Raw genomic sequence first — 20,707 nt, 5'->3', positions numbered from 1 at the left:
TACACGGTGGGCGTGGTAGCCGACAGGCGCACGGTCGGCCATCCCGGGGTGGGACGGGTCCTCGTGGTCATTCCCACCTACAACGAGGCCGACAACGTCGACCGGATCGTCGCCCGGGTGCGGGAGGCCGCGCCGGGGGTCGACGTCCTCGTCGCCGACGACAACAGCCCCGACGGCACCGGCGCCATCGCCGACGGCCTGGCCGGCGCCGACCCGCACGTGCACGTGCTGCACCGTCCCGGCAAGGACGGGCTGGGCGCCGCGTACCTGGCCGGTTTCGCCTGGGCCCGGCAGCGCGGCTACGACGCCGTGGTGGAGATGGACGCCGACGGCTCGCACGCCCCGGAGGACCTGCCGGCGCTGCTGGACGCCGCCCGCGACGCCGACGTGGTGATCGGCTCCCGGTGGACCCGCGGCGCGCGGGTGCTGAACTGGCCGCTGCGGCGGCTGCTGCTGTCCCGCGCCGGCAACCTGTACGCGCGCCTCGCGCTGGGCGTGCCGGTCTCCGACGCCACCGGCGGCTACCGGGTGTACCGGTCGGCCGCGCTGGACGCCATCGACCTGGCCTCGGTGCGCTCCCAGGGGTACGCGTTCCAGGTGGAGCTGTCCCGGCTGGCGCACCGCGCCGGGGTGCGCATGGTCGAGGTGCCGATCACGTTCGCCGAGCGGGAGCACGGCGACAGCAAGATGAGCCCGCTCATCGTGGCCGAGGCGCTGTGGCGGATCACCACCTGGGGGCTGCGGGACCGGCGGGCGGCCGCGCGCCGCCCCGACGCGCTGGCCCGCTGGCCGTGAGCGCGGGCGTGTCATGCTGGAGGGGCGTGATGACACCCCCGGGCGGATGAGGTGAGATGCGCCGAGGACTGAAGTACGTACCACCGGCCCTGCTGCTGCTGGCGCTGCTGGAGCTGGCCGTGTTCGTCCTGGTCGGCCGGGGCATCGGGTTCGGGTTCGCGGTGCTGCTCGTGTTCGCGGCCTCGCTGCTGGGCCTGGTGCTGCTGCGCCGGGAGGGCATGCGGGCCTGGCGCGGCTTCCGGGCCGCCGTGGAGTCCCGGCAGCCGCCGGGTCAGCAGGTCACCGACGGTCTGGTGGGCCTGCTCGGTGCGCTGCTGCTGGCGCTGCCCGGCCTGGTCAGCGGCCTGGTGGGGCTGCTGCTGCTGGTGCCGCCGGTGCGGCGGCTGGCCCGCGCCGGGGTGCGCCGGGCCACCGAGCGCCGGGTGTCGTCGATGGTCGCCGGTGACCTGTTCGGTCCGCGCCGGGTCCGGGTGCGCCGCGGCGCTCCCCAGCCGGCCCCGGCGCCGCAACCGCCGCCGGTGACCGAGCCGGGCCGCGCCATCGAGGGGGAGATCGTCGAACCCGGCCGGTGAAACCGGACAGACATGACGAAGCGCCCCCGGGGTGACCCCGGGGGCGCTGTCGTCGTTTCGGGTGCTCAGGCGCGACCGCGGCGGGTGCGGACCTCCTGCAGCCGCTCGGCCAGGATGTCCTCCAGCTCGGCGATCGAACGCCGCTCCAGCAGCATGTCCCAGTGGGTACGCGGCGGCTTGGCCTTCTTCTGCTCCGGCTCGCTGCCGTCGACCAGGCGGGCGACGCTGCCGTCGAACTTGCACTCCCAGGTCGTCGGGACCTCGGCGTCGACGGCGAACGGCACCTCGAACTGGTGCCCCTTCGCGCAGAGGTACTCGCGGGTCTGACGCGGCGCGAGCTCCGTGTTGCGATCGGATTCGTAGCTGACTGCGCCCAGTCGGCTACCGCGCAGCATACGCTCGCCCATGATCGACTTCCCCTCGTTCGTGGTGCTGGTCTTCAGGTGTAACGGCCCGTCACCGCCGCCCCATTCCCGGCCACGCTGACGACCCGGCGCGGGGTCGGGATCCTCAAGAGTAGCCGGTCATGACAGCTGCCCGGCGGGGTCGTCCCCGGCCGGGCCGAATCGGTGGAGTGTTTCGACTGTCAACGGGGATGTTATCCGCCATCACGTGTGCGGAGGTGACGATGACCGGTGACGCGCCGGCCGAGGCCCGAGTGCCCGGCGGGAAGACCTTCTTCGGCCACCCGCGGGCGCTGTCGACGCTGTTCCTCACCGAGATGTGGGAGCGATTCAGCTTCTACGGCATGCGGGCCATCCTGGTGCTGTACCTGACCGCGTCGGTCGCCGACGAGGGGCTGGGCATCGGGGAGTCCACCGCCAACGCGGTCTACGGGACCTACAACGCCATGGTCTACCTCATGGCGCTGCCCGGTGGCTGGGTGGCCGACCGGCTCATCGGCGCGCGGCGCAGCGTGCTCTGGGGCGGCGTGGTGATCGCGGCCGGGCACTACGTGATGGCCATCCCGGCCCGGTGGAGCGTGTTCGCCGGCATGACGCTGATCGTGCTGGGCACCGGCCTGCTCAAGCCCAACATCTCCACCATGGTCGGGGACCTCTACGACCGGGACTCCCCGCGCCGCGACGCCGGCTTCTCGATCTTCTACATGGGCATCAACCTGGGCGCGTTCATCGCCCCGCTGATCACCGGCTTCCTCGGCGAGAAGATCAACTGGCATCTGGGCTTCGGCGCGGCCGCCATCGGCATGACCTTCGGCGTGATCCAGTACGTGCTGGGCCGGCGCAACCTCGGTGACGCCGGCGCCCGGCCGGCCGACCCGCTGCTCGGCGCGGACCGGCGGCGGGCGCTGACCCGCATCGCCGTCGTGGCCGTGGTGGTGCTCGTGGTGCTGGCCGTGCTGGCCCTGATCGGGCTGTTCACCGTCGACACGGTGGTCAACCTGCTCACCCTCGTCACCGTGCTGGTCACCATCGCCTACTTCGCCCGGATCCTGACCGACCGGGAGATCAGCGGCACCGAGCGCAGCCGGATGAAGGCGTACCTGTGGTTGTTCGTCTTCGCCGCGGCGTTCTGGCTGATCTACGACCAGGCCGGGTCGGTGCTGAACATCTTCGCCGAGGACCAGACCGACCGGAACGTGGGCGGCTTCACCTTCCCGGCGTCGTGGCTGCAGTCGGTGAACCCGATCCTGATCATCATCGGGGCGCCCCTGGCCGCCTGGCTGTGGCTGAAGCTCGGCCACCGGGTGTCCACGCCCATGAAGTTCGCCGTCGGCCTGGTGCTCAACGGCCTGTCGTTCGTGCTGATGGCCGCCGCCGCGCAGGCCGCTGTCGGCGGTGACCTGGTCTCCCCGTGGTGGCTGGTCGCCGTGTACGCGATCCAGGTCGCCGGCGAGCTGGCGCTGAGCCCGGTGGGCCTGTCGGCCACCACGAAGCTCGCCCCGGTCAAGTACGCCAGCCAGATGCTCGGCCTGTGGTTCCTCGCCACCGCCGTCGGCGACGCGATCGGCGGTCAGGTCGCCCGGCTCGCCGACAGCTGGTCCGAGTCGACGTACTTCCTGACCTTCGGCCTGGCCTCGGTGGTGCTCGGGCTCGCCGCCGTGATGTTCACCCGGCAGATCCGGCAGCTGATGGCCGGCATCCACTGACCGACCGGGACGTTCACCGGGCCGGGGTCGGCGGCAGTGGCAACGGCAGGCCCGGCAGCCCGTCGATGCTGGTCGCCACGTGCTCCTTGCCGGCGAAGTACGCGCTCAGCGACGCGTCGTCCTCCCGGGCGAACCGCCGCCCGTGCAGGTCCCGGTCGGCCTCGTAGGTCATCAGCGGAACCGCGTAGCCGCAGGTGTCGCGGATCAGCTCGGCACGGACCACCACGATCGCCCGCAGGCCGTGCAGGCCCGGGTCGATGTCGGGGAAGTGGCCCATCAGCTCCGGCCAGCGGGGATCGTCGCGGAACACCGGCTCGCCCCGCCCGTGCACCCGGACGATGTTCGGCGGGCCGGCGAAGGCGCACCACATCAGGGTGATACGGCCGTTCTCCCGCAGGTGCGCGACGGTCTCGGCGTTGCTGCCGGCGAAGTCCAGGTACGCGACCGTCAGCTCGTCGAGCACCGCGAAGGAGCCGCGCAGGCCCTTGGGGGAGAGGTTGATCGTGCCGTCGCCGGCCAGCGGAGCGGTCGCCGTGAAGAACATCGGCTGCGCCTCGATGAAGGTCCGCAGCCGCCCGTCGATACGTTCGTACGTCTTACCCACGCCCTGATCATCCTCGCCGGAGGCCACCCCGCGCTGGCCGGTCCCCGCCCGTCCCAGCCCGTGGCCGGCGGCCTCAGCCGGTGCGGGAGCCCAGCCGGGCCAGGGCGCTGGCCAGGTCGCTGACCTGGTCGGCGAGCTGACCGGCCCGCCGCTGGGCGGCGTCGCGGTCGGTCTCGGCGGCGGCCACCCGTACGGTGAGCTCGGCCAGCCGGGCCTCGACGGCGGCCGCGGCCTGCCGCGCGGCGGCCAGGTCGGCGGCGAGGGCGTCGCGCTCGGCGGTCCGGGCCGCCAGCTCCTCCCGTGCGGCCGTGGCGGCCGCCACGGCCTCCGCGCGGCGGGCCTCGGCCCGGTCCCGGGCGGCCTGCGCCTCGGCGGCCTCCGCGCGGGCCTGCTCGGCGGCCTCCTGCCCGGCCCGCCGCGCCGCCTCGGCCTCCGTGCGGGCCCGGTCGGCTTCGGCGCGGGCCGCCTCGGCGTCGCCGCGGGCCCGGTCGGCCTCGGCGCGCAGCCGCTCGGCCCGGTCGAGGGCCTCACCCGCCGAGCGGGTGGCCCGCTCGGCGTCGACCCGGGCCGCGTCCCGCTCGGCGGTCAGGTCGGTGACCCGCCGGCGCTCACCGTCGCGTTCGGACCGCACGGTACGCAGCTCGTGGCGGGCGGCGTCGCGGTCCCGCTCGGCCTGCACCCGCAGCGCCTGCGCGGCACCGGCCTCGCCGCGCGCCTCGTCCCGGGCCGCCTCGGCCTGCCGGGCCCGGTCGGCGGCCACGGTCGACGCCGCCTCGGCGCGCTCGGCCCGCTCCCGGGCGGCGTCGCGGTCGGCCAGCGCCGCCTGCGCCTCCTGGCGGGCCCGCGCGGCCGCCGCGGCGGCGTCCTCGGCTTCCCGGCGGGCCTCGTCGCGTTCGGTGTGCGCCGCCGCCACCTGGGCGGCCGTCTCGGCGCGGACCTCGGCGAGCTGCCGCTCCACCCCGGCCGGGGACAGCTCGGCGTGCAGCGCCTCGGTGAGGGTCTCCACGATCTGGTCGAGCCGGTCCACCGCCTCCCAGGTGCGGGCCACCTGCCCGGGCAGGCCCGGGGCGGTGCGATGGCGCATCCGGGAGTTGCGCGACGCGCGCTGGCAGGCGCCGTCGTTGTCCCGGCAGTACCGGAAGGGCCGGCCCGCGCCGACGCGCTGCGGCACGTCCCGTCCACAGTGGGCGCAGGGGCGGGTCTCGGGGGCGGTCTCGGCGTCCATCGGCGGCGAAGTCTAGTTGCCGGAGATCACGACGGCGGCGCCTACCCGTCGGCGTCGGCGCGGGCCGCCTGGTCGAGGGTGTAGCGGCGTTGCAGCAGCACCGCGATCACCATGAGGGCGGCCGGCAGCAGGCCGAAGCCGTACCGGATCGCGGTGAGCGCGCCCGCCGACTGGGTGACCGCCTGCCCGGCGGCGGAGGCCACGAAGCCCCCGGCGGCCAGGCAGAGCGCGTAGGCGTAGGGGCCCAGCGCCGCGCCGGTGGCCTCGGTGGCGGTCCACACCCCGGTGTAGGTGCCGGCCCGGTCGGTGTCGGCGGCCCGGATCACGTCGGGCAGCATCGAGAAGGGCAGCAACTGCATCCCGGCGAACGCCACCCCGAGCACCGCCACCGCGCCGACCAGCACCGGCAGCCCGGCCGGCCGGCCGACGGCCAGCACCAGCGCGCCGACGGCGAAGGCCACCTGGCCGGGGAGCAGCGCCGACTGCTTGCCGACCCGCCGGGCCACCGCCAGCCAGGCCGGGGTGACCAGCAGCGCCGGCGCGACGAACGCGGCGACCAGCACGGTGGTCAGTTTCGGGCGGCCCAGCTCGTACTCGGCGTAGTAGGGCACCCCGGCGAGCACCAGGTGGGTGGTGGTCGACATGGCCAGGTACGCGCCGACCAGCCAGCGGAACTGCCGGTCGCGCAGGCTGGCCGCCAGGGTCGCCCACCCGCCCGCCCGGTGCGGCGGTGCCGGCGCCGCGGCGGTGCGGCGCAGCCGGCCGATCCCGGCGACGCCGACCACCATGGCCGCGAGCATCCCCACCGCGAGCAGCGCCGCCATCCGCAGGTAGCCGGCGCGGGTGGCGGTGTCACCGCCGGCCAGCAGCGGCGCGAGCAGCCCGGAGATCAGGATGCCGAGGGTGAGGACCACCATCCGGAAGGCCATCAGCCGGGTGCGCTCGTGGTAGCCGATCCGCAGGTCCGCCGGGGTGGCCAGGTAGGGCACCTGGTACGCGGCGAAGAGCAGGTTCCCGGCGACGAAGAACAGCGCCACCCAGGCCGCGGCGCGCGCGCCGGCCAGCTCGCCGGGCACCGCGAACAGCGCGGCGAAGGCCAGCGGCAGCGCGCAACCGGCCAGCAGCAGCCGCCGCCGGTGGCCGCGCCGGGCCTGCTCCACGTCGCAGCGGTGCCCGATCCAGGGGTGCAGCAGCACGTCGGCGATCTTCGGCACCAGCAGGGTCAGCCCCGCCAGCCACGGGGCGACGGCGAGGACGTCGGTGAGGAAGTACAGCAGCAGCAGCCCGGGCACGGTGACCCACACGCCCATGCCGAGCGAGCCGGCGGCGAAGCCGGCCAGCGGGCCGCGCGGCAGGGCGGCGGCCGGCCGTCGCTGGTCGAGCGTCATCGCCGCCTCCTCCTCGGGGCACGCCGACCCCCAATCCAACGGATGCTGGATTGTAGGGGGAACAATGGCGGGATGACCATGCCCCGCCGGCGACCGGGCCGGCCCCGCCGCGGCGACGAGCGGCCCACCCGGGAGCTGGTGCTCGCCGCCGCCACCGCGCTCTTCGCCGAGCATGGCTTCGACGCGGTCGGCCTGCGCGACGTGGCCGCCGCGGCGGGCGTCGACGTGGCCACCGTCGCCCACCACACCGGCACGAAGGCGGAGCTCTACGACGCCTGCTTCGCCCGGGTCTTCGCCGCCGAGCGGGAGGTCCTCGAGGTGGCCGGGGAGCGCGCCCGACAGGCCCTGGCGGCCGGGCGCGCCGACGCGCTGCGGACGCTGCACGACCTGGTCGACGTGTTCGTCGACTTCCTGGAGGACCGGCCGGAGACGACCGCCCTGTGGCTGCGGCGCTGGCTGGAGCCACACCGGCACGCCGACCTGGACCAGCGCTACGCCGCCCCGCTCTACGCGCTGGTCGAGGAGCTGCTCGCCACGGCCGCCGAGGGCGGCGCCCTGGTCGAGCCGACCCCGCACGTGACCGTGCGCAGCCTGGTCTGGGCGGTGCACGGTCACGTGGTGGCCCTCGCCGCCGGCAGCGGCTCCGGCGCCCGGGAGCGGCGCGAGTTCCGCGGCTTCGTGCACCGCTTCCTCGACGGGCTGTACCCGCCGGCCAGCCCTTGACGTGTCGCCGCCCGCCGAGGATTATCCAGCGGTCGTTGGATTAAGGAGGCGGGCATGGCGGCACCACCCCGGGTCGCGGTCATCGGCGCCGGCGCGGCCGGACTGGCCACCCTCAAGGCGCTCGCCGACGCCGGCGTGCCGGCGGTCGCGTTCGAGGCCACCGACACCGTCGGCGGCCTCTGGGTGTACGGGTCACCGGGCTCGCCCGCGTACCGGACGCTGCACCTGAACACCAGCAAGGGGCGCACCCAGTTCGCCGACCACCCGATGCCGGCGCACTGGCCCGACTACCCCGACCACCACCGCGTCGCCGGCTACCTCGCCGACTACGCCGACCGGTTCGGCCTTCGCGACGCCGTACGGCAGCGGCACACCGTCGAGCGGGTCACCCGGGCGACCGGCGGCGGCTGGACCGTGCACGCCACCGGACCCGACGGGCCGGTCCGCCTCGACGTCGAGGCGATGGTGGTGGCCAACGGGCACAACCGGGTGCCGAAGTGGCCCGACCCGTACCCGGGCGGATGCACCGCGGAGCAGCTGCACAGCCACGACTACCGGGGCCCGGAGCAGCTGACCGGCCGGCGGGTGCTGGTCGTCGGCGGCGGCAACTCCGCCATGGACATCGCCGTCGACGCCTCGTACGCCGCCGCGCGCACCCTGTTGTCGCTGCGCCGCGGGGTCTGGGTGGTGCCCAAGTACCTGCTCGGCCGGCCCTCCGACACCCTCAACGGGGCGCTCGCCCGCCGGCTGCCCTGGCGGCTGCGACAGCGGATCAGCCAGACCATGCTCACGGCCACCGTCGGCCCAGCCGCCCGGTACGGGCTGCCCGCCCCCACCCACGGCTTCCTCCAGGATCACCCCACCCTCTCCGACGGTCTGCTGTCCCGGCTCACCCACGGCGACATCCAGGCCCGTCCCGGCATCGCCCGGTTCGCCGGCGACCGGGTCGAGTTCACCGACAGCCGCGCCGACGAGGTGGACCTCGTGGTCTGGTGCACCGGCTACCGGGTGGAGGTCCCCTTCCTCGACCCCGAGCTGCTCGGCGACGGCGCCGACCGGCTGCCGCTGTACCGGCACGTGTTCCACCTGGACGCCCCCGGGCTGGCCTTCGTCGGCCTCATGCAGTCCACCGGGGCGGCGTTCCCGCTGGTCGAGGCCCAGGCCCGGCTGGTCGCCGGCTGGCTCGCCGGCACCTGGACCCCGCCGGACCCGGCCCGGCAGGCCGCGGCCTCCCGGGCGGAACTGCGCGCCGCCACCACCCGGTGGGGACAGCGCCGGCCGCACATGCGGGTCGACTTCGACGCGTACCTGGGCGAGCTCGAGCGGGAGCTCGCCGCCGGGCGCCGCCGGGCCGGGGTGCGGCGGTGAGCGGGCTGGCCGGACGGCGGGTGCTGGTCACCGGCGCCCGGGGCACCTTCGGGCGGCACCTGTGTGCCGCGCTGACCGCGGCCGGCGCCCGCGTCGTCGGGCTGGACCTGCACCCCGACGAGGACGGCGGCACACCGGTGCTCGGCTGCGACCTGACCGACCCGGCCGCCGTGCCTGCCGCGGTGGCCGCCGCCGTGGACCGGCTCGGCGGCCTGGACCTGCTGGTCAACAACGCCGGCGTCGGCGGACCCGCCCCGGCCGAGCTGCCGCCCGACGAGGTGGTCCGCCGACAGCTGGAGGTCAACCTGCTCGCCGCCTGGCGCACCACGGCGGCGGCGCTGCCCGCCCTGGAGGCGGCGCGCGGCCGGGTGGTCTTCGTGGCCAGCCGGATGGCCGTGCTGCCGCTGCCCCTCGCGGCCGCGTACGGGGTGAGCAAGCGGGCCCTCGTCGCGTACGCCGACGCGCTGCGCCACGAGGTCGGCACCCACGTCGGCGTCAGCGTCGTCTACCCGAGCATGGTCGCCTCGCCGATCCACGACAGCACCACCGAGGCGGGGCTGTCGCTGAGCGGGGTGTCCCGGCTGGAACCCGTCGAGGGGGTCGTGGCCGCGATCGTGCGCGCCGCCACCGCCCGCCGGGCGCCCCGGGACGTGGCCACCACCGCCCGGGGCCGGCTGGAGCTGGCCCTGGCCCGGCACGCGCCCGCGCTGGCCGACCGGCTGGTGCGGCGTACCGTCGCCGGGCGGGTCGCCGCCGGGGACCTGGACGCCGCGCCCCTGGCCGCCGGCATGGTGCGGCGGCACCGGGAGGCCCGCCGGTAGGGTGCCGCCATGCCTGTCTCGCCCTACATCGCGCGGATGCGCCGGCACATCGGACACGACCTGCTCATGCTCTACGGGGTCAGCGCCGTGGTGACCGACGAGGCGGGGCGGGTGCTGCTGGCCCGGCGCGGCGACAACGGCCGCTGGTCGGTGCCGGCCGGCACCGTCGACCCCGGCGAGCAGCCCGCCGACGCGCTGGTCCGCGAGGTCCGCGAGGAGACCGGCATCGAGGTCGAGATCGAGCGGATCGGCGGGGTGGCCACCCACCCGGTGGTCTACCCCAACGGGGACGCCTGCGAATACCTCAACGTCTGGTTCCGCTGCCGGCCCGTCGGCGGCGTGCCCACCGCCGACGGCGACGAGTCCCTCGCGGTCGGCTGGTTCGCCCCCGCCGCGCTGCCCGACCTGGACGAATGGTCCCGCCTGCGGATCACCACGGCGCTGCGCGAGGACCCCCGACCCTGGTACGCCGCGCCCGGCGAGCACCACCCCGCCCTGCACCAGCCGGACAACCTCTGACGCGTCCCACCCGCCGGCTCCGGCGGCGTGCCGGTCAGGGGGTGGCGACGGCGGCGCGCGAGCGGTCGGCGGCGATGCGCACCGCGAGGCCGGCCAGCACGCTGCCCATCACGTAGCGCTGGGCCCGCGCCCAGGCGGGCCGCCGGGTGAGGAACGCCGACACCGTGCCGGCGGTCAGCACGATCAGCCCGTTCACCGTCAGCGCGATGCCGATCTGGGTCAGCCCCAGCAGCAGGCTCTGCACCGCCACGTGCCCGCGCGCCGGGTCGACGAACTGCGGCAGCAACGACACGTAGAGGATGGCGATCTTCGGGTTCAGCAGGTTGGTGACCAGGCCCATGGTGAACAGCCGTCGCGGACGGTCCGGTGGCAGCGGCGCCGGGGTGAACGCCGACCGCCCACCCGGGCGCAACGTCTTCCAGGCCAGCCACAGCAGGTACGCCGCGCCGGCCAGCTTCACGGCCGTGTACAGCGGCGGGACCAGCACGAAGACCGTGGCGATGCCGGCCACCGCGGCGGCCAGGTAGACCAGGAAGCCGACGGCCACACCGAGCAGCGACACCAGGCCGGCGCGCCGCCCCTGGGTGACCGAGCGGGACACCAGGTAGACCATGTTCGGGCCGGGCGTGAGCACCAGACCCAACGCCACCAGGGCGATTCCCACCAGCGCGCCGACCGTGACCACGCGACCTCCCCGTCGTCCGTCCTGCCCGGACCCTACGCCGGTGCTACGACGCCGGGCGGGCGGGCTCGCGGGACGGCGGCGTGACGGGCGACACTACCGGGATGCCGATCGTGCTCCATGCCGCCGCCACCCCCTCCGCCCCCGGCCTGCTGCTGCGACCGTGGGGCGATGACGACGCCGAGGCGCTGCTGGCCGCGTACCGGGACCCGGTGCTGCGCAGCTGGACCAGCTACCCGGTGACGACACCCGCCGACGCCCGGGCCTTCCTGCGCCGCAGCCGGCAGGGCTGGGCATCCGGCCGCCGGTTCAGCTTCGCCGTGCTGGAGCCCACCGCCGAGGGGGAGCGGCTGGTCGCCAACGTGGTGCTCAAGGAGGTCACCCCCGGCCGGCCGGCCGCCGAGGTGGGCTACTGGACGGCCGCGCCGGCCCGGGGCCGCGGGGTCGCGCCACGGGCCGTGGAGGCGGTCACCAGCTGGGCGTTCGCCCGGTTCGCCGCAGGCGGCCTGACCCGCTTGGAACTGCTGCACCAGGTCGACAACCCGGCCTCCTGCCGGGTGGCCGAGAAGAGCGGCTACGCCTTCGCGGAGGTGCTGCCGGCCCGGCCGCCGTTCCCGCGCGACGGCCACCGGCACGTCCGCCTGCGGCCCTGACGCGCCCGCGCTCACCGCTCGGCCGGTTCGGGGCCGGCCGCGCGGCCGGTGGGTTCCGGGCCGAGCAGGCGCAGCAGCAGCCGGGGCTCGCCCGGCCAGGCGTCGAGCAGCACCTGCCGGGGCACCTGCCGGCCGGCGTACCGCAGCGCGAGCGCCACCACCACGATGTCGTCCAGCGGGCCGATGACCGGCAGGAACTCCGGGATCAGGTCGATCGGGCTGGCCAGCCAGAGCCCGGCGAACACGATCGCGATCCGGGCCCGCCGCGGCACCCGGGGGTCGCGGCGCAACCGGCGCACGGTGGTCAGGCAGTCCGGGATGAAGGCGGCCAGGTCGCGCAGGATCCCCGGCGGCAGCCGCCGGGCCAGCAGCACCAGCAGCGCCCAACTGGCCAGGAGGCAGGCCACCGCGACGCCGAGTCCGATGAGCCAGTCGCGCACGCCGGTGGTCCCTCCCTGCCGGGGTACGGGTCGCCCGCCGACCCACCCCGGAATGTACGCCGTACCGCGCTCAGCCGGCGGTGCCGGAGCACCTCGGAGTCTCTGCCCGGTTCCGCGCCGTGGCTGTGGCCGGTGTCTCACCCGTACCCCGCCGGGGGTCGCCCGGGCGGGGAACAGCCCGGTCGCGGCGGGCGCTGAACCGGGTCGGTGACCGGCGGATACGGTGGAACGGGAGGTGACGGCGGTGACGACAGGCTGGGAGGCCGCGGTCGAGGCGCAGATCCGCTCGGCCCAGGAGCGCGGCGAGTTCGACAACCTGCCCGGGGCCGGCAAGCCGATCCCCGGCCGCGACATGCCCTACGACGAGGGCTGGTGGATCCGGAGCTTCCTGGAGCGCGAACAGCTCCCCGGCGACCTGCTCCTGCCCACCCCGCTGCAACTGCGCCGGCGCATCGAGGAACTCCCCGGCGAGGTCCGCGACCTGCCCACCGAGGAGTCGGTGCGGGCGTACGTGGCCGCCCTCAACGCCGAGGTGGTGGCCTGGTTGCGCGCGCCCACCGGGCCGCGCGTGGTGGTGCGTCCGGTCAACGCCGACGACGTGGTCCGCGACTGGCGGGCCGCCCGGGAGAGGGCCGCGGCCGAGCGCATGCCGGTGGCCACGGACCCGGTGGCCGTCCCGGCCCCGCCGAAGCGCCGCTCGTGGTGGCCCTGGCGCCGCCGCTGATCCGCCGTCGCCGGGGAGGACCACCCCCGAGCCGGTGGTCCCCTCGACGGCGGCCACTCAGACCGGGCAGACGCCGGACCGGCGAGCTGCCGTTGCAGCACCACGGCCAGCACCGCCCCGCCGAACGCCCCGCCGAGCTGCTGGAAGATCCGACGCCGGTGACCACCAGCGCGGCGGCGAGCAGCGGCTGCGCCGTGTCCGCCGCCACCCGGGTGTACGTGAGCGTGCCGGCGGCGGCTACGCCCCGACCATCCACACCGGCCGCTGGGACCGCTGCAACACGAACCCTGTACTGCCGGTGCCCTAGGCCTGACTCAGCCTCGTCACGATGGCCGTTCGGTACCCGGCCGGGTGCCGGGCGGCCACCGTCGCTATTTGGTCAGCTCGGCCAGCAGCTCGGTGGTGAACCGCACGTACTGCGGGCTGCACGCGCCGTCGATGCCGGCGGCATCAGCGCGGCGGCCGAGCTCGGCGAGGAAGTCGTCGACGGAGTCGAACCCGGGCGGTGGCTTCAGCAGCCACAGCCGGCCCCGCGGCCGGCCGGTGACGCCCGTCTCGGCGAGCAGGGCGTCGTTGTCGTTCTCGACCTCGTTGCGTGACTCCCAGCTGGAGTGGACCGTCTGCTCGCGGATCACCCGGCGGGTTTTCGGCTCTTGCTCGTACCACCACTCGTAGCGGGTGGCCCGGTCCGGCACCCACGTCCTCAGTTTCCGGGGCCATACCGCCGGCAGGAAGACCAGCATGGGCGCGTCCGACGCCAGATGCCAGCCCTGCGCGGTCAGCTCCCGTACCTCCGGCAGTTGCTCCGAGGTCAGCCCATCCACGTCGTCGGCGCGGTCGGCGGCCGGGTCGGGAGGCTGGTCGATGCCCCAGTCGTAGGCGATGTCCATCCCCGCACTGTACGGCCACGCTCGTGCGGCGGCGCCGCTGTTGAGTCAGCTCAAACCCAGCCATTATCGGATTGCCGTTAACAATAATCCGGTAATTCCTCGCCACAAAAGGGACAAAACGCCACCGCACCATAATGACGCTTTTGGTGTATCGGGTGTTGCTCACTGCCCCAGGCGGCAGTGCGGGAGCGCGTGGGCGGGCGCTTGCCTTGCCCGCGCCGCGTTGGTGGCCAGCGCGACGTCGAGGAACGCGCCGACCCCTACCTCGGTGGCGTCCGCCAGCCGGGCGATGAGCAGCAGTCGCCGCCGCAGCGCCGCCGGCTCGCCGATCCCGTACCGGTCCGGTCGCCGGCCACCGGGGTACGGCGACGCCCGGCGCCGGGTCACCGTGGCGGCGGAAGTGTCGTCGTCGAGCTGCGCCGCGAGCAGCGGCCACACGTCCTGCCCGTCCGGGTCGAGTTCCTCGACGAGCAATGCGGCGGTGTCGCCGAGCACGTGGTACGCCCACGGGTGCGGCAGTCGCGCCAGCCGGTCCACCGCGGCGTCGACGCCGGCCGGGTCCGACTCGTCGGCGGCCCGCACCCCGGCCGCCACCGCGTTCCACAGCTCCTGCTCCGCCGGGGTCGGCGGGTGCCGCATCGCCATCTTCGCTCCGCTTCTGACCTGCGAGGGGTCAGGCGTCCTGAGTTCGGGGCGGCCGGTGCGCCGCCCGGGTCGGGGTTGGCCGGCACGGGCCCGTAGGAGGGCGGGACCCGTGCCGGCCGCGGTGATCACCCCAATCACCGCCTTGGCGTCGCCGTGGGCTGCCGCCCCGCGGTGACGTCGTCTCCGAGGTGGGCGGGTCGGAGGGCCCGCCACCTGAGTCAAGTATCAGTCATATTGACCTGATTATGATGATTTGAACGTTCGTGTTGCACGTGTTCACGTCCGCATCGGGGTCGCTTCGCGCTGCACCGTGGTGGGACGCGCGACCGGAGGTTTCCCGGTGTGCGGGCCGCTCGTGGGGCGGGGCCAGGGCAGCAGTCGTGGTGGCCGCCGAGCGCTGAGGTCCTCGATCCAGCCGAGGGCCAGCACCACGCCGGTGAGCAGCATGAGGGCGCCCGCGAGGTAACCCACCTGGCCGACCCGCCAGAGACCCATCGAGTCGCCCACGGCGAAGCAGAGCGCGATGGCGGCGTTGTGCCAGAGGTAGATGGTCAGCGCCCGGCTGTTCAGCGCGGTCACCAGCCGATCCAGCGACCGGAGCCGCGACAGCCAGCCCATCGGCGGCGCGGCGCGCAGCAGCACCAGCACGAACCCGAGCGACCAGAACGCCTGCGCCACGGGGATGTCGTTGAGGTCGCGGCCCACGCCGGGATGCGTGGCCAGCCAGCCGACCGCCACGCCCAGGCAGAGCACCGCCAGGCCCAGCAGCGCCGGTAGCGGGAGCCGCCGCAACCGGAGGTCCTGGTGCGCGAAGCCCACCATCCAGCAGGCGGCGAACGTGACCAGGTCGGTCAGCACCGACTCGACCGGCCCGTCGAACCCGGGCGCCACGGTCTGGAGCAGCACCACGCCGGCCAGTGGCACGAGCACCGACCACAGGGGCCACCGCCGGTGCAGCGCCAGCATCGCGGGGGAGAGCAGCACCAACCAGAGGTACGTCACCAGGTACCAGAGCACCCCGGTCACGTCCGCCGCCCACTCGTTGCCCGGCGGCTGCACCAGCGGCACCGCCCAGCTCAACAGCGCCGGCCAGGCGGGCCGGTCGGACCAGCCGTGCCAGAGCATCAGCGGCACCAGCACCAGGCCCAGCGCCCACAGTCCGGGCAGCAGGCGACGCAGCCGGCCGCTGACCGCCCGCTCCGGCGTAAGGTCCAGTGAGCGGGCCATGAGCGAGCCGCCGACGGCGAACATCACCCCCATGGCGGGGAAGGCGAAGCTCAGCCAGGCGGCGCCGAACAGGTGGTACGCGATGACCCGGCCCAGCGCGAGGGCCCGCAGGGTGTCGAACCAACGGTCCCGGCCCGGCCGCGCTCCGGCGCCCTGCGGCACGGGCGTCTTCTCGACCGCCTCGCCGGCCCGCTTGACCCGGCGCCAGCCGAGCCGGGCGCCGGTCAGCGCGGTGACCATCGACCGGGCCAGCACCAGGTACATCAGCTGGCGATAGGCGAACTGCTGGATGGGCAGGGTGAGCAGCGGGCGCAGCGGTTCCCGGTCGAGTTTGAAGGCCACCGCCGCCGTGAGCATCTGCACGGCCAGCATGACCAGCCAGGCCACGGCCGTCTCCTTGGTGTCCAGGAAGAACAGTCCGTAGACGGCGAGCACGTCGAGCACCGGCCCGAGCAGGGGAAGCAGCACGCCGAACAGGGCCAGCATGGGCAGGCCGAACCGGCCGAACCGGGCGCCGGGGCCCCGGTCACGCCATGCGCCGCGGTGCTTCCACATCGACTGGAGGGTGCCGTAGCTCCAGCGGTAGCGCTGCCGCCACAGGTCGCCCACCGAGGCGGGCGCCTCCGTCCAGGCCCGGGCGCGGTCCTGGTACACCACCCGCCACCCGGCCCGCAGGACCGCCATGGTGACGTCGGTGTCCTCGGCCAGTGTGTCGCCGCTCACCCCGCCGACCTCGGTCAGGGCGCGGCGACGGAAGGCGCCGATCGCGCCGGGCACGGTCGGGATGCAGCCCAGCTTCTCGTAGAACCGGCGGTCGAGGCTGAAGCCGATGACGTACTCGATGTGCTGCCACTTCCCGAGCAGCCGGTGCCGGTTGGTGACCTTGACGTTCCCGGCCACCGCGCCGATCCCCGGGTCGGTGAACGGCTCGACGAGCCGCCGGATCGCGTCCGGCTCGAAGACGGTGTCCGCGTCGACGGTGACGATGATGTCGTGCGAGGCGTACAGGAGTCCGGTGTTGAGGGCGGTCGCCTTGCCACCGTTGGGTTTGCGGATGACCCGGACGCCGGGCAGGCCGAGCGCGTCGACGAGGTCGGCGGTGCCGTCGGTCGAGCCGTCGTCGACGACGATCACCTCGATCCCGGGATGGTCGTTGGCGACCAGGGACCGGACGGTGGCGACGATGCCGGCCCGCTCGTTGTACGCGGGCACGATCACCGAGACCGGCGCGGTCGTCACTCCCCAGGGCCAGCGGTGCGCCCGTCGGCGCCGGGCGAGCCGACGTGCCAGCAGGAGCAGCAGCAGGGTACGGGTCAACATGAGCAGCCCGACCACCACGAAGAGCAGGGCGAGGCCGCGCAGGATCCCGTCGGCCAACCGGACGGCCCAGCAGATCGGGGCGGCCCGCCAGCGGTCCCCGGTGGACGCCGCGACGTTGCCGGCGAACGCGGCCGCCTCCGGTCGCGCCCGGTTCATCCCTCCGCTGACCGTGGTGAAGGTGTAGCCACGGGCGCGCATCAGCGGGATGAAGCGGTCCAGGGCCGCGAGGGTCTGCGACCGGTCGCCGCCGGCGTCGTGCAGCAGCACCACGGCACCCGCGTCGCCGGCCGGCGTCAGGTTCCGCACGATGGCGTCCACGCCCGGCCGCGTCCAGTCCTCGCCGTCGAGGTCGTTGACCACGGTCAGGTAGCCCCGCCCGGCGGCCTGCCGGATGACCGGCCAGTTCGCGTCGTCGACGGCGCTGGGCTCGGATGAGTACGGGAAGCGCAGCAGACTCGTGCGGACCCCGGCGGCGTGCACGATCGCCATCTGAGTCTGCGCGTACTCCATCCGCCGCCGCCAGGCGGGCAGCAGGCTGACGTCGGGGTGGGTGAAGGTGTGCACGCCCAGTTCGTGCCCTTCGGCCACGGCGCGGCGGGCCAGGTCCGGGTGGCGGGCCACCTGCGACCCGATGACGAAGAAGGTGGCCGGGGCGTGGTGTCGGTGCAGCACGTCGAGGACCCGGGGCGTCCAGGTCGGGTCCGGCCCGTCGTCGAAGGTGAGGGCGATGGTCCGCGCGGGCAGCCGGTAGGTGCGCGGTTGCGCGCCCCGGGCGTCGAGCACCGGGCCGCCGCGCAGGATCTCCGCGGGCACGGTGACCTGGTCCTCGGCGTCACGGACGTGGTCGGGGCGGAAGCTGGCGTTCGCGTACGCCTCGACCAGCAGCACGGACCCGACCACCAGGGCCAGCGACGCGACGACGAAGCGGCCGGCGGTGCGACGGCTCGGGAGCGTCATCCGACGACCTCCGGACCGGTCTCGGGCAGGGCGGGCAGGGTCGGCGGGGTGGTGCCGGGCTCGGTGGTCGCGGACGGCGTCGGGGTGACGGGCGGCGTCGGGTCCTGCGGCGGCGGGGTCGGCGACGTGGTCGGGGCGGCAGGCGGGTCCTGCGGCGGTGCGCCGACCGGGGCGGGGTCGACCTGCCGGGGCGCCGGTCGCGCGTTGCGGGCCGGGCGTTGCGCGAGGGCCGGCGCCACTGGCGCTCCCGCCTTCGTCGACGGGCGAGCCGGTCGCGGCTGCGGGGTCCCGGGCGAGGGGGCGAGGGCGGGTGGGCGGGTGGCTGCGCCGCTCGGGGCGCCGCCGACCGAGACGGGGCCGGGCAGCATCGGCGTCGCCGGGCCCGGGAGCAGGGCGGCGCCGGCCATCGGCAGGTAACTCAGCGAGGCCAGCGCGAGGAGGATGCCGGCGCGCCGGATCCGTTGCCGGCGGGCGCCGGTGGCGTCGACGAAGACCGGGCGGGCGGGTCGGGGCGGGACTGTTGTCATCGGAGGGTGCGGGCCGCCGGGGAGCCGGTCGAACGAGATGCGAGAAGCCACCGGCTGAGGCTATTGGGGAGCTTGTGAGTGTATGTCCTTGTTTGAAAGTGAGAGCGTGGGGCGATCTTTCACTATTCGCATATCTGGAAGACCCGGCATATTCGTCTCAGACGACGCAGAGGTGCATCGGGCGACCAAACAGGATCAACGGTCCAAAATGTCCCGCGAGTCACCCCCCGCAGCGGAGGGTGACTCGCGGTTCCCGTCGATCTCAGGACTGGGTGCGATCCTCGATCTCGGTGCCGGACTCCCCGGGCCGGGCGCCGATCGCCTCCTCGGCAGCCCGCCCGCCGGTGCTCTCGTCACCCAGGTCCAGGCTGCTGCGCGGCAGACCCGACAGCCCGGCCGGATCGTCGGTCGGCTGATCCGGCCAGTCGTCTTCGGTGCGGTCGTCGATCTCGGTGCCGGACTCCCCGGGCCGGGCGCCGATCGCCTCCTCGGCAGCCCGCCCGCCGGTGCTCTCATCACCCAGGTCCAGGCTGCTGCGGGGCAGACCGGACAGCCCGGCCCGATCGTCGGTCGGCTGGTCCGGCCAGTCGGCGGTCTGCTCGCCCGCGCCGCGGGCGGAGGCGGTCTGCCCGCCCGCGCCGCCGGCGGACTCCCGCCGTCCGACGCCCTGCGCGTGGTACGCGCCGGGCACACCGGGGTCACCCGGATCGGCCAGGCTCGTGTCGACCGGCCGGGCGTCCGGGTCGGCCAGCCCTGCGCGGCGCAACATGTCGACCAGCTCGTCGTGCGGCATGCGCTCGGTGTCCGTTATTCCGGCCCCGCGCGCGATGGACCGCAGGGTGGTCAGGTCCTGATCTGCGAAGGTCTCGGCCATGCCGGTGCCTTCCCGGCGCCCGAGAGAAGGAAACCTGTCAGGCCCGTGCGCCGCCCAGTCCCAGCAGCACGGCCAGGCCGAGCGCGCTGCGCGGGGCGTACGGCACCCGCCACAGGCCGCCGTGCGCCGCCGCGTACGCCTCGTCCCGCCACGGGTGGTCCTGGACCGGACCGCCGCCGGTGCGCAGGTCGTGCACGAGCAGCGCGGCCATCAGGGTGTTGCTGGTGGCCGGTTCGAACACCTCGATGCCAAACCGGTGCGCCCCGGCGTACGCGGCCGCGAGAGCGCGGTTGCGCAGCACCGAGCGGGTCCGGGTGGGCGGCGCCACGGTGAACGACACGGTGGCGCCCGCGTCCCGGGCCACGGCCGCCCGCCAGCGTTGCAGCCGCTTGGCCAGCGCGTAGTTCGGCCCCTGCTGCGGCACGAGACTGTCGTTGATCCCGGGATCGGCGCCGGGCGGGTAGTTGCGGTGCAGCAGCCGGCCGCCGGAGAGCAGCCGCAGGGACCGGCGTGCCAGTCCGCGGGCGGCGTACCCGCGTTCGGCGTGGGCCACCGCCTCGGCGGGCACGGCGTACACGTCGGTGGGGGTGGCCAGGAAGGCCAGCGCGGTGTCCGGGCGACGTCGCCCCAGGTGAACGGTGAGCGCGTCGACCGCGGTGGCGACCCGGACGTTGGTCGCGCCGTCGGCGTACACGTAGTTGCCGAGCACGAGCCGGCCGTCCAGGCCGTCGAGCCAGCGGGCGGCCTGCGGCAGGCGGTGCAGCAGGTCGGCGCCGGCGCCGGCGGCGAGGGCGGCGTCGCCGTCGCCGGTGCCGGGCCGCACCGGCAGGCGCAGCCGGCCGCCGTGCCGCTGGGCGGCGCGCAGCAGGCGGCGCCAGATCTCCGGGCGGGGCAAATCGACGGCGACCACGTCGCCGCCCCAGCGCAGCACCGACGGCAGCGGGCCCATCTCGGCGCCCGCGCCCAGCACCACGATCCGCAGGTCGCACAGGTCCAACCAGTCCGGGTTGGCCTGCACCGCCCGGACGGCCTCGGCGAAGCTCGGCTCGACGACGCCCGCGTCCACCCAGGCGTCGAGGCGGCGGCGCAGGTCGTCGCCGCGCAGGCGCTGCCCGCGGTACGGCACGGACAGCTCACGCTCCACCGGGCCGGCGCCGGTCACCGTGGCGGTCTGCAGCGGCGGCTCCTCATCGGGCAGCGCGAACGCCTCGTCCAGCGCGACCTCGCCGCCATCGGCGGGAATGTAGCGCATCCGGTCGTGCAGGCCGGCGAGCCCGTCCCGGGCGACGGTGAGCGCGGCCTCCCGGGACAGCAGGCCGGCCTCGACGAGCCGGCGGAAGTGACCGAGGTAGCCGTGCCGCCAGTCGGTCTCGTGCTCGGCGGAACGGGCGCCGACCGGGTCCACCGCCCGCAGGGCGTCGGCGACCACCGCCCGCCCCAGCACGGTCGTGCTGCGCCGGCCGTCGCCGGTCGCGGGGAACACCACCCCGGTCGGGCCGTCCACGGGCTCACCTCCTGCTCGCCACCGGCCACCGCCGGCCGTGCGCCCACTCTGCCCCATGGACGACGCCGCCGCCCGCCGGGCCGCTCAGGTAACGGCCCGCGCACGGATCGGTCACGAGGGTCGCGCTTGGGTATCGGCT

Annotated in this window: 21 protein-coding genes; 9 read left to right on the top strand and 12 right to left on the bottom strand. The window is 75.1% G+C overall.

All coding sequences use genetic code 11. The features are described 5' to 3' along the window. Window positions 1-6 precede the first annotated feature (6 nt). A complete protein-coding gene (locus RMN56_RS27140; protein ID WP_313720472.1) occupies window positions 7-795 on the top strand; it encodes a polyprenol monophosphomannose synthase in 789 nt (262 codons plus the stop codon). Window positions 796-851: 56 nt separating this feature from the next. Then, the gene (locus RMN56_RS27135; protein ID WP_313720471.1) at window positions 852-1,367 is read left to right on the top strand and encodes an FxsA family protein; all 516 of its coding nucleotides are present in this window, start codon (window positions 852-854) and stop codon (window positions 1,365-1,367) included. Window positions 1,368-1,432: 65 nt separating this feature from the next. Here the strand turns inward: RMN56_RS27135 and RMN56_RS27130 are convergent, their stop codons facing one another. Then, window positions 1,433-1,774, bottom strand: coding sequence for an RNA polymerase-binding protein RbpA (locus tag RMN56_RS27130; RefSeq protein WP_046564157.1), 342 nt, complete (start codon window positions 1,772-1,774; stop codon window positions 1,433-1,435). Window positions 1,775-1,995: 221 nt separating this feature from the next. Between RMN56_RS27130 and RMN56_RS27125 the strand changes: the two genes are divergently transcribed. Further along, complete coding sequence (locus tag RMN56_RS27125) at window positions 1,996-3,477, top strand: peptide MFS transporter (protein ID WP_313720467.1); 1,482 nt, start codon at window positions 1,996-1,998, stop codon at window positions 3,475-3,477. A gap of 13 nt (window positions 3,478-3,490) precedes the next feature. Here the strand turns inward: RMN56_RS27125 and RMN56_RS27120 are convergent, their stop codons facing one another. From RMN56_RS27120 to RMN56_RS27110, 3 genes are all read right to left on the bottom strand, one after another. Beyond that, window positions 3,491-4,081 (bottom strand): pyridoxamine 5'-phosphate oxidase family protein, encoded by a 591-nt coding sequence (locus RMN56_RS27120; protein WP_313720466.1) that lies wholly within the window; start codon window positions 4,079-4,081, stop codon window positions 3,491-3,493. A 73-nt stretch (window positions 4,082-4,154) separates the two neighbouring features. Continuing rightward, the gene (locus tag RMN56_RS27115; RefSeq protein ID WP_313720465.1) at window positions 4,155-5,306 is read right to left on the bottom strand and encodes a hypothetical protein; all 1,152 of its coding nucleotides are present in this window, start codon (window positions 5,304-5,306) and stop codon (window positions 4,155-4,157) included. Window positions 5,307-5,347: 41 nt separating this feature from the next. Further along, window positions 5,348-6,694 carry an MFS transporter gene (locus tag RMN56_RS27110; protein ID WP_313720464.1) on the bottom strand — a complete coding sequence of 449 codons (1,347 nt, stop codon included), beginning with the start codon at window positions 6,692-6,694 and terminating at the stop codon, window positions 5,348-5,350. A gap of 72 nt (window positions 6,695-6,766) precedes the next feature. On the opposite strand from RMN56_RS27110, the gene RMN56_RS27105 reads away from it, so the two are divergent. Genes RMN56_RS27105 through RMN56_RS27090 form a run of 4 tightly spaced genes read left to right on the top strand, consistent with a single transcriptional unit; the run spans window position 6,767 to window position 10,125 of the window. Continuing rightward, complete coding sequence (locus RMN56_RS27105) at window positions 6,767-7,417, top strand: TetR/AcrR family transcriptional regulator (protein ID WP_376787237.1); 651 nt, start codon at window positions 6,767-6,769, stop codon at window positions 7,415-7,417. Between the two features lie 54 nt (window positions 7,418-7,471). After that, window positions 7,472-8,785: a flavin-containing monooxygenase gene (locus RMN56_RS27100; protein WP_313720463.1), complete on the top strand. Its 1,314-nt coding sequence runs from the start codon at window positions 7,472-7,474 to the stop codon at window positions 8,783-8,785. Continuing rightward, the gene (locus RMN56_RS27095; RefSeq protein WP_313720462.1) at window positions 8,782-9,606 is read left to right on the top strand and encodes an SDR family NAD(P)-dependent oxidoreductase; all 825 of its coding nucleotides are present in this window, start codon (window positions 8,782-8,784) and stop codon (window positions 9,604-9,606) included. The genes RMN56_RS27100 and RMN56_RS27095 overlap by 4 nt, the downstream gene beginning before the upstream one ends. 9 nt (window positions 9,607-9,615) lie before the next feature. Beyond that, window positions 9,616-10,125, top strand: a complete 510-nt coding sequence (locus RMN56_RS27090) for an NUDIX hydrolase (RefSeq protein ID WP_313720461.1) — start codon at window positions 9,616-9,618, stop codon at window positions 10,123-10,125. Between the two features lie 34 nt (window positions 10,126-10,159). On the opposite strand, the gene RMN56_RS27085 is transcribed toward RMN56_RS27090, so the two are convergent. Beyond that, on the bottom strand, window positions 10,160-10,810 hold the full coding sequence (locus tag RMN56_RS27085) for a LysE family translocator (protein ID WP_313720460.1): 651 nt from the start codon (window positions 10,808-10,810) through the stop codon (window positions 10,160-10,162). 101 nt (window positions 10,811-10,911) lie between these two features. Between RMN56_RS27085 and RMN56_RS27080 the strand changes: the two genes are divergently transcribed. Beyond that, complete coding sequence (locus RMN56_RS27080; protein ID WP_313720458.1) at window positions 10,912-11,460, top strand: GNAT family N-acetyltransferase; 549 nt, start codon at window positions 10,912-10,914, stop codon at window positions 11,458-11,460. Between the two features lie 11 nt (window positions 11,461-11,471). Here RMN56_RS27080 and RMN56_RS27075 read toward each other — a convergent pair whose 3' ends face one another. Next, window positions 11,472-11,900, bottom strand: coding sequence for a YkvA family protein (locus RMN56_RS27075; RefSeq protein ID WP_313720456.1), 429 nt, complete (start codon window positions 11,898-11,900; stop codon window positions 11,472-11,474). Window positions 11,901-12,144: 244 nt separating this feature from the next. On the opposite strand from RMN56_RS27075, the gene RMN56_RS27070 reads away from it, so the two are divergent. Next, the gene (locus tag RMN56_RS27070) at window positions 12,145-12,624 is read left to right on the top strand and encodes a DnaJ family domain-containing protein (RefSeq protein WP_313720455.1); all 480 of its coding nucleotides are present in this window, start codon (window positions 12,145-12,147) and stop codon (window positions 12,622-12,624) included. Between the two features lie 371 nt (window positions 12,625-12,995). Here the strand turns inward: RMN56_RS27070 and RMN56_RS27065 are convergent, their stop codons facing one another. From RMN56_RS27065 to RMN56_RS27040, 6 genes are all read right to left on the bottom strand, one after another. Then, the gene (locus RMN56_RS27065) at window positions 12,996-13,514 is read right to left on the bottom strand and encodes a DUF5956 family protein (protein WP_313720454.1); all 519 of its coding nucleotides are present in this window, start codon (window positions 13,512-13,514) and stop codon (window positions 12,996-12,998) included. A 162-nt stretch (window positions 13,515-13,676) separates the two neighbouring features. Beyond that, window positions 13,677-14,159, bottom strand: coding sequence for a hypothetical protein (locus RMN56_RS27060; protein WP_313720453.1), 483 nt, complete (start codon window positions 14,157-14,159; stop codon window positions 13,677-13,679). A gap of 276 nt (window positions 14,160-14,435) precedes the next feature. Then, window positions 14,436-17,663 carry a glycosyltransferase gene (locus tag RMN56_RS27055; RefSeq protein WP_313720451.1) on the bottom strand — a complete coding sequence of 1,076 codons (3,228 nt, stop codon included), beginning with the start codon at window positions 17,661-17,663 and terminating at the stop codon, window positions 14,436-14,438. Continuing rightward, a complete protein-coding gene (locus RMN56_RS27050) occupies window positions 17,660-18,241 on the bottom strand; it encodes a hypothetical protein (protein ID WP_313720450.1) in 582 nt (193 codons plus the stop codon). The genes RMN56_RS27055 and RMN56_RS27050 overlap by 4 nt, the downstream gene beginning before the upstream one ends. Before the next feature lie 211 nt (window positions 18,242-18,452). Then, window positions 18,453-19,064: a hypothetical protein gene (locus tag RMN56_RS32770; protein WP_376787348.1), complete on the bottom strand. Its 612-nt coding sequence runs from the start codon at window positions 19,062-19,064 to the stop codon at window positions 18,453-18,455. Window positions 19,065-19,101: 37 nt separating this feature from the next. Next, window positions 19,102-20,568, bottom strand: coding sequence for a hypothetical protein (locus RMN56_RS27040; RefSeq protein ID WP_313720449.1), 1,467 nt, complete (start codon window positions 20,566-20,568; stop codon window positions 19,102-19,104). Window positions 20,569-20,707: the final 139 nt, after the last annotated feature.

Origin of the sequence: Micromonospora halotolerans, assembly GCF_032108445.1 — a bacterium.
Classification (GTDB): domain Bacteria; phylum Actinomycetota; class Actinomycetes; order Mycobacteriales; family Micromonosporaceae; genus Micromonospora; species Micromonospora halotolerans.
This window is presented reverse-complemented; position numbering and strand designations above follow the sequence as displayed.

Excerpts from the sequence above, each read along its gene's own strand:
- RMN56_RS27130 (WP_046564157.1), bottom strand. The coding sequence starts at position 1,774 with ATGGGCGAGCGTATGCTGCGCGGTAGCCGACTGGGCGCAGTCAGCTAC.
- RMN56_RS27125 (WP_313720467.1), top strand. The coding sequence starts at position 1,996 with ATGACCGGTGACGCGCCGGCCGAGGCCCGAGTGCCCGGCGGGAAGACC.
- RMN56_RS27115 (WP_313720465.1), bottom strand. The coding sequence starts at position 5,306 with ATGGACGCCGAGACCGCCCCCGAGACCCGCCCCTGCGCCCACTGTGGA.
- RMN56_RS32770 (WP_376787348.1), bottom strand. The coding sequence starts at position 19,064 with ATGGCCGAGACCTTCGCAGATCAGGACCTGACCACCCTGCGGTCCATC.
- RMN56_RS27135 (WP_313720471.1), top strand. The coding sequence starts at position 852 with ATGCGCCGAGGACTGAAGTACGTACCACCGGCCCTGCTGCTGCTGGCG.
- RMN56_RS27055 (WP_313720451.1), bottom strand. The coding sequence starts at position 17,663 with ATGACGCTCCCGAGCCGTCGCACCGCCGGCCGCTTCGTCGTCGCGTCG.
- RMN56_RS27060 (WP_313720453.1), bottom strand. The coding sequence starts at position 14,159 with ATGGCGATGCGGCACCCGCCGACCCCGGCGGAGCAGGAGCTGTGGAAC.
- RMN56_RS27080 (WP_313720458.1), top strand. The coding sequence starts at position 10,912 with ATGCCGATCGTGCTCCATGCCGCCGCCACCCCCTCCGCCCCCGGCCTG.
- RMN56_RS27110 (WP_313720464.1), bottom strand. The coding sequence starts at position 6,694 with ATGACGCTCGACCAGCGACGGCCGGCCGCCGCCCTGCCGCGCGGCCCG.
- RMN56_RS27105 (WP_376787237.1), top strand. The coding sequence starts at position 6,767 with ATGACCATGCCCCGCCGGCGACCGGGCCGGCCCCGCCGCGGCGACGAG.
- RMN56_RS27065 (WP_313720454.1), bottom strand. The coding sequence starts at position 13,514 with ATGGACATCGCCTACGACTGGGGCATCGACCAGCCTCCCGACCCGGCC.
- RMN56_RS27090 (WP_313720461.1), top strand. The coding sequence starts at position 9,616 with ATGCCTGTCTCGCCCTACATCGCGCGGATGCGCCGGCACATCGGACAC.
- RMN56_RS27100 (WP_313720463.1), top strand. The coding sequence starts at position 7,472 with ATGGCGGCACCACCCCGGGTCGCGGTCATCGGCGCCGGCGCGGCCGGA.